This window comes from Lederbergia ruris (genome assembly GCF_018332955.1).
GTDB lineage: Bacteria > Bacillota > Bacilli > Bacillales > Bacillaceae_C > Lederbergia > Lederbergia ruris.
On the sequence record NZ_BORB01000182.1, the window covers coordinates 1 to 242 of the forward strand.

A 242-nucleotide genomic window follows, 5' to 3' on the forward strand; every position below is an offset into this window, starting at 1 on the left:
TACCGGAAAATAGGATTATAAACGTTGATCATTTCAATGAAACATTATGGGAAATGGCAGAAAAAGATCGTGATCGACTACATTACGATAAAAAGATCCTTCAGTCAAAATTGTTTGAAGAGGATTTAAATAGCTTTCTTATGTTGCCTGAAAAGGGATTTGAATGTGCTCGATATGAGGAATTGAAATCAGACAAATATGGAATCGTCAATGTAGATACAAAACAATATTCGACATCTCCA

General features: G+C 33.1%; 1 pseudogene. It reads left to right on the forward strand.

Annotated features, from left to right (window positions below):
• Positions 1-242: pseudogene (locus KI363_RS21890) on the forward strand (IS21 family transposase); the annotation flags it as partial.